General features: G+C 65.3%; 5 protein-coding genes and 1 pseudogene. 3 read left to right on the top strand and 3 right to left on the bottom strand.

Annotation, left to right across the window (positions count from 1 at the left end):
• The 3 genes and pseudogenes from WCE35_RS15650 to WCE35_RS15640 all read right to left on the bottom strand — a co-directional run.
• Nucleotides 1-101, bottom strand: a pseudogene (locus tag WCE35_RS15650) (indole-3-glycerol phosphate synthase TrpC); the annotation flags it as partial.
• A gap of 16 nt (nt 102-117) precedes the next feature.
• Complete coding sequence (trpD, locus tag WCE35_RS15645) at nt 118-1,131, bottom strand: anthranilate phosphoribosyltransferase (RefSeq protein WP_424594248.1); 1,014 nt, start codon at nt 1,129-1,131, stop codon at nt 118-120.
• A gap of 56 nt (nt 1,132-1,187) precedes the next feature.
• Nucleotides 1,188-3,089: a SurA N-terminal domain-containing protein gene (locus tag WCE35_RS15640; protein WP_424594247.1), complete on the bottom strand. Its 1,902-nt coding sequence runs from the start codon at nt 3,087-3,089 to the stop codon at nt 1,188-1,190.
• A gap of 243 nt (nt 3,090-3,332) precedes the next feature.
• On the opposite strand from WCE35_RS15640, the gene tpiA reads away from it, so the two are divergent.
• The 3 genes from tpiA to WCE35_RS15625 all read left to right on the top strand — a co-directional run.
• Nucleotides 3,333-4,088, top strand: a complete 756-nt coding sequence (gene tpiA / locus WCE35_RS15635; RefSeq protein WP_424594246.1) for a triose-phosphate isomerase — start codon at nt 3,333-3,335, stop codon at nt 4,086-4,088.
• A gap of 129 nt (nt 4,089-4,217) precedes the next feature.
• On the top strand, nt 4,218-4,610 hold the full coding sequence (gene secG / locus WCE35_RS15630; protein WP_424594245.1) for a preprotein translocase subunit SecG: 393 nt from the start codon (nt 4,218-4,220) through the stop codon (nt 4,608-4,610).
• 166 nt (nt 4,611-4,776) lie between these two features.
• Nucleotides 4,777-6,356 (top strand): CTP synthase (locus WCE35_RS15625; protein ID WP_424594244.1); only part of this gene is annotated, 1,580 nt, incomplete at its 3' end.

Here is a 6,356-nt window from a genome sequence, read left to right as displayed (position 1 = left end):
GTCCTGGCGAGCGCTTCGACGCTTGCCAGCGGATGCGCACGCTTGGCGGCGGCGATCTCCTCGCGCTTGTAGGCCTCGATCCTGTTCAGGATATCCGACATGTGTGTGTTCCCGCGGTCAGCCGTTGGAAACCGCGATCAGATGCTTCAACCGGGCCGCCGCCGCGCCGCTGTCGAGCGATCGGGTGCCGAGCGCGACGCCTTCCTTCAGATCCTTGGCACGGCCGGCGACGATCAGCGCCGCCGCGGCGTTCAGCAGCGCCACGTCGCGATAGGCGCCCGGCTTGCCGTCGAGCACGCCTTGCAGCGCGACCGCGTTGGCATCGGCATCGCCGCCCTTCAGCGCTTCGCCGCCGACGCGCGGCAGTCCGGCCTGTTCGGGCGTCACCTCGAACGTGCGGATGTTGCCGTTCTCGAGGCTTGCGACAAAGGTCGGGCCGGTGAGGGTGATTTCATCGAGCCCGTCGGAGCCGTGCACCACCCAGACCGATTCGGAGCCGAGATTCTTCAAAACCTGCGCCAGTGGCTGCACCCATTGCCGCGAGAATACGCCGACCATCTGTCGCTTCACGCCGGCCGGGTTGGATAACGGTCCGAGCAGATTGAAGATGGTGCGGGTTGCAAGCTCGACCCGGGTCGGACCCACATTCTTCATCGCGGGATGATGCGCGGGCGCGAACATGAAGCCGATGCCGGCCTCCTGGACGCAGCGGCCGACCTCAAGGGGCGTGAGATCGATCCTGACCCCGAGCGAGGCCAATACGTCGGCGGCGCCTGAGCGCGACGACAGCGCGCGGTTGCCGTGTTTGGCGACGGGGACGCCGGCACCCGCGACGATGAAGGCGGCGCAGGTCGAGACGTTGACCGAACCGGAGCCGTCGCCGCCGGTGCCGACCACGTCCACGGCATCGGCGGGCGCCGTGACCCGAAGCATCTTGCCGCGCATCGCCGACACCGCGCCGGTGATCTCGTCGACGGTTTCGCCGCGCACCCGCAGTGCCATCAACAGCCCGCCCATCTGCGAGGGCGTAGCCTCGCCCGACATCATGCTGTCGAAGGCGGCGGCCGCCTCGTCACGCGTCAAGGAGGCGCCGGTGGCGACTTTTCCGATGATAGATTTGAGGTCGTCCATCGCGTGCTTTCAGGAGTGGGTCGGTTCCTCGACGCATGATCCGTCGCGGATCGCGCTCAATTGTTTGCGCCCGTCACCTGTGCGAAGGCGGCTTGATTGACCGAGGTGCCGATCTCGGACTCGATTTTCGTCACGTATTGCGCGACCTGTTCATCGGTCAGCCCGCGCTGCAACGTCTCTTTCATTTTCTTCACCTCGCCCGCGGCCATATCGGCCGACGGCACGGTGACGTCGGTGACACGGAACACGATCCATTCGCTGCCGCCGGCGCCGGAGGTTTGTCCGACACCGTCCTTGGCGGTGCGAAACGCCGCGGCGGTCGCGGCCGCCGGTACGCCGGGCAGGGAGACGTCGCGGCGGAAGCCGGCGGCGGCTTCGACCTTCGACCCCATTGCGGCGGCCTCGTCGGCGAGCTTGCCGCCATGCTCGATCTTCCCGACCATTTCGGTCGCCTTGACGCGCAGCCTGCTCGCGATCTGGTCCTCGCGCCATTTCGCCTCGACCTGGTCCTTGACCTCATCGAGACTGCGCTCGCGCGACGGCGTGATGCCGAGCACGTCGTACCAGACGTAGCCGCCGTTGAACTGGATCGGGTCGTTGTCGACGCCGACATCGCTGCTGAAGGCCTGTGAGACCACGTCGAGCCCGCGGGGAATGGTGGTCACCGGCTGACCGGCGGGAAGGCGGCCGGAGCGGTCGACGGCATCGATGGTGACCGCGGTGAGCCCGAGCTTCTGCGCGGCCTCGACGACGTTGGCGCCGCCGCCGCGCTCGTCTTCCATCTTGTTCTGCAGTTCGGCGACCCTGGCGCGGGCGCGCTCGGTCGCGACTTCCTTCTTCACCTGCGCTGCGAGACTTTCATAGGTCGGTGTCACGCCGGGCTCGATCTTGCCGATCTTGACCAGTGCCACCCCGAAGCGGCCCGATACCGGCTGGCTCACCTCGCCGGAGGGCAGGGAGAAGGCCGCCTCCGCGATGGCGGGATCGATGATCGCGGATTTTGCGATCATGCCGAGATCGACGTCGGACAGTTTGAGATTGCGCTCCTTCGCCAGATCGTCGAACGACATGCCCGCGGCGATACGCCCGCGCGCCGACAGCGCCTCCTCGGAGTTCGCAAACACCATCTGCGAAACCTCGCGCTTCTCGGGTGTTCCCAGCCTGTCGCGGCGCTGCTCGAATATCTTCTTCGCGTCCTCGTCGGAGATGTCGGTCGATCTGCCGATTTCGTCCGGCGTGATGAGGACAAAGGAAAGCTTGCGATATTCGGGGGCGCGGAACTGGGTCTTGTGGTCGTCGAAATAGGCCGCGAGCGTTTCCGGCGACGGCGGATCGATGGTGCCGGCCTGGGCGGCGTCGAGCTTGACGTACTCGATCGAACGCTGCTCGTTCTGGAAACGGGTCAGTGCATCGATCAGCGCCTTCGGCGGCTCGAGGCCGGCCGAGATCGTGCCGGTGATCTGACGCCGCAGCGCCACCCGCCGCTGTTCGGCGCGATAGCGCTGTTCGCTGTATCCGAACTGCCGGATCACCGACTGGAATCGCGCCGGGTCGAACTGGCCGTTCAGCCCCTTGAAGTTCGGGTCGTTGTAGATCGTGCGCATGGTCTCGGCCTCGGATTGACCGAGCCCGATGCGGCGGGCTTGCTCGTCGAGCGCGGCCTCGGCAACGGTTTGCTGCAGCACCTGCCGGTCCAGCCCGAACGCGCGGGCCTGATCCATGGTCAGGGGGCGGCCGAACTGGCGGCCGAGCTGCTGCAGCCTGTCCGTGTAGATCTGGCGGAACTGCTCGGTCGTGATCTCGGTCCGGCCGATCTTGGCAAGGCTCGACTGTCCGAATCCCTTGAAAATGTCGGCGATGCCCCAGATTCCGAAACTGACGATCAAAACGCCCATCACCGCGGCCATGATGGTCTTGCCGAGCCAGTTTGATGAGGCTTTCCGCATTCCTCGAAGCATGGGTCCAACTTGTTTTGCAGGAGGGGAACCGGGTCGCGCCCAAAAGAAAATTCGATCCGAATTCCGCAGCAGGGCGTCGCCAAGTTGATAAGCCATCATAAAGTGGCCGCCGCCCGGTCGCAACCTCAGCGAGGCGGGCCAATTGAAGCGGCTAACGGCATGTGGGATCGCCGAACCGGCATCTGGAACAGCCGGTCGGCCTCTGCTAGCGCATGTTTGTGTTGATTGACGGGGAATCCCGATATGACCGATGCCATCCGGCCGCTGATCGCCGGCAACTGGAAAATGAACGGCCTGAAATCTGCGATGGCCGAGTTCGACGCCATGCTCGCGGGCACCGCGGCGCTGGCCGCGAAGGCCGATCTGCTGGTCTGTCCGCCGGCGACGCTGCTCGCGGCCTTCGCCGACAAGGCCCGCGGCTCAAAGCTTGAGGTCGGCGCCCAGGATTGCCACCCAGGCGCCTCCGGCGCCCATACCGGCGATCTCGCCGCCGAAATGCTGGCCGATGCCGGGGCCAGCGCCATCATTGTCGGCCATTCCGAGCGGCGCGCCGACCATGCCGAGAGCGACGCACTGGTCCGGCAGAAGGCGGAAGCCGCCTGGCGGGCGGGTTTGACCGCCATCGTCTGCATCGGTGAGACCCGCGAGCAGCGCGATGCCGGGCAGACGCTTGACATCTGCGGCGGCCAGCTCCGGGGATCGTTGCCCGAGGCGGCCACCGCGGCCAATCTGGTGATCGCCTATGAGCCGGTCTGGGCGATCGGTACAGGCCTGACCCCGACGGCGCAAGATGTGGAGCAAGTTCATCGGTTTATCCGGGGTTTTCTCACCGGGCGGTTCAAGGCGGAGGGGGGTGCGATCCGTATTCTCTATGGCGGATCGGTAAAACCATCCAATGCCCGGGAATTGATGGCGGTTGCCAATGTCAACGGTGCGCTGGTCGGCGGCGCCAGCCTGAAAGCGGCCGATTTCCTTGCGATCGCGGCGGGGTGTCCCTAATTAGGGCGAGCGGTATCGGGGGTGACAATGCCCGGTCCGATCGTGTAACACCGCGCAACTTCAGGAAAACCCGCAGGCCCCGCGTGCAGCCGCAATCCGGCGCTCTCGGCTTGTGATGGGAAGGCAAAGATGCAAACCGTCGTTATCGTCATCCACCTCATGATCGTCGCCGTGTTGATCGGCTCGGTGCTGCTGCAGAAATCCGAAGGCGGCGGCCTTGGCATGGGTGGAGGCGCCGGTTTCATGTCGAGCCGCGGCACCGCCAATCTCCTGACCCGCACCACGGCGGTGCTGGCGGTAGGGTTTTTTGTGACCAGCCTGTTGTTGTCCTGGCTCGCGAGCTACGACCGCAAGCCAAGCTCGATCCTGGACAGCCAGCCGGCGTCGCAATCCCAGCCGGCCGGGGGTGCTGCGCCGATCACGCCGCCGACCAGCGGCGGCATCCTGGATTCGCTGAAGAAGGCGGACGAGCCGCAGGGCCAGCCGGCGCCGTCGGGCCCGCAGGCGCCGCGGTCGCAATAAAGCAGGGTGGCCATGCACGACCGCGGCTGGCGCTCCACATCAGAAATCCACATCAACACGTTGATACTACTCTAAATTCCACGTCACCCACAGCCCGACGAATTGTTCGCGGCGGCGAGCGATTGGTTTTGGCGAATCGGCCCGGTGGCCTTAAAGGTTAAGTCCCATGGCGCGGTACATCTTCATCACCGGCGGCGTGGTTTCCTCGCTCGGAAAGGGTCTGGCTTCGGCGGCACTCGGCGCCCTGCTACAGGCCCGCGGGTACAAAGTCAGGCTCCGCAAACTCGACCCCTATCTCAACCTCGATCCCGGGACGATGTCGCCGTATCAGCACGGCGAGGTGTTCGTGACCGACGACGGCGCCGAAACCGATCTCGATCTCGGCCATTACGAGCGTTTTACGGGCCGGCCCGCCACCAAGGCGGACAACATCACGACCGGCCGCATCTACCAGGACATCATCACCAGGGAACGCCGCGGCGACTACCTCGGCGCCACCATCCAGGTGGTCCCGCACGTCACCAACGCGATCAAGGAATTCGTCCTCAGCGGCAATGACGATTACGATTTCGTCCTGGTCGAGATTGGCGGCACCGTCGGCGACATCGAGGGCCTGCCGTTCTTCGAGGCGATCCGCCAGCTCAAGAACGATCTGCCGCGCGAACACGCCGTCTACATCCATCTGACGCTGTTGCCGTTCATCCCGAGCGCCGGCGAACTGAAGACAAAGCCGACGCAGCATTCGGTGAAGGAACTGCGCTCGATCGGCATCCAGCCGGATATCCTGTTGTGCCGCACCGACCGCGAGATCCCGAAGGAAGAGCGGCGCAAGCTCGGCCTGTTCTGCAACGTGCGCGAAAGCGCCGTGATCGAGGCCCGCGACGTCGACAACATCTATGCGGTGCCGGAGGCCTATCACGCCGCCGGCCTCGACGACGAGGTGCTGGCGGCGTTCGGCATCATGCCGAAAATCCCGCCGGCGCTGCAGAGCTGGAATGTCATCAACGAGCGGGTGCGCAACCCCGAAGGCGCGGTGACGATTGCCATCGTCGGCAAATATACCGGCATGAAGGACGCCTATAAATCGCTGATCGAGGCGCTGTCGCATGGCGGCATCGCCAACAAGGTCAGGGTCAACCTCGACTGGATCGAGAGCGAGGTGTTCGAAAACGAGGACCCGGCGCCGTTCCTCGAACACGTCAACGGGATTCTGGTGCCGGGCGGCTTCGGCCAACGCGGCGCGGAAGGAAAAATCCGCGCGGCCCAATTCGCCCGCGTGCGCGACGTGCCGTATTTCGGCATCTGCTTCGGCATGCAGATGGCGGTGATCGAAGCCGCGCGCAATCTGGTCGGCATCGAGGCGGCGAACTCCACCGAGTTCGGCCCGACGCCGGAGCCGCTGGTCGGCCTGATGACGGAATGGCTGCGCGGCAATGAACTGGAGAAGCGGTCACAGGCCGGCGATCTCGGCGGCACCATGCGGCTTGGCGCCTATCCGGCGATGCTCAAGCGCGGCAGCCGGGTGTCCGGCGTCTATGGCGGCGCGCTCGAGATTTCCGAGCGCCACCGTCATCGCTACGAGGTCAACACCGCCTACAAGGACCGGCTCGAACAGCACGGCCTGCGGTTCTCAGGCCTGTCGCCCGATGGCGTGCTGCCCGAGATCGTCGAATACGAGGATCATCCCTGGTTCATCGGCGTGCAATTCCATCCCGAACTGAAATCGCGGCCGTTCGAGCCGCACCC

It is taken from the genome of Bradyrhizobium sp., assembly GCF_049691595.1.
Classification (GTDB): Bacteria; Pseudomonadota; Alphaproteobacteria; order Rhizobiales; family Xanthobacteraceae; genus Bradyrhizobium.
This window is presented reverse-complemented; position numbering and strand designations above follow the sequence as displayed.

What these genes read in the sequence shown, in the direction of transcription:
- WCE35_RS15640 (WP_424594247.1), bottom strand. Translation starts at nt 3,089, where the DNA reads ATGCTTCGAGGAATGCGGAAAGCCTCATCAAACTGGCTCGGCAAGACC.
- trpD (WP_424594248.1), bottom strand. Translation starts at nt 1,131, where the DNA reads ATGGACGACCTCAAATCTATCATCGGAAAAGTCGCCACCGGCGCCTCC.
- secG (WP_424594245.1), top strand. Translation starts at nt 4,218, where the DNA reads ATGCAAACCGTCGTTATCGTCATCCACCTCATGATCGTCGCCGTGTTG.
- tpiA (WP_424594246.1), top strand. Translation starts at nt 3,333, where the DNA reads ATGACCGATGCCATCCGGCCGCTGATCGCCGGCAACTGGAAAATGAAC.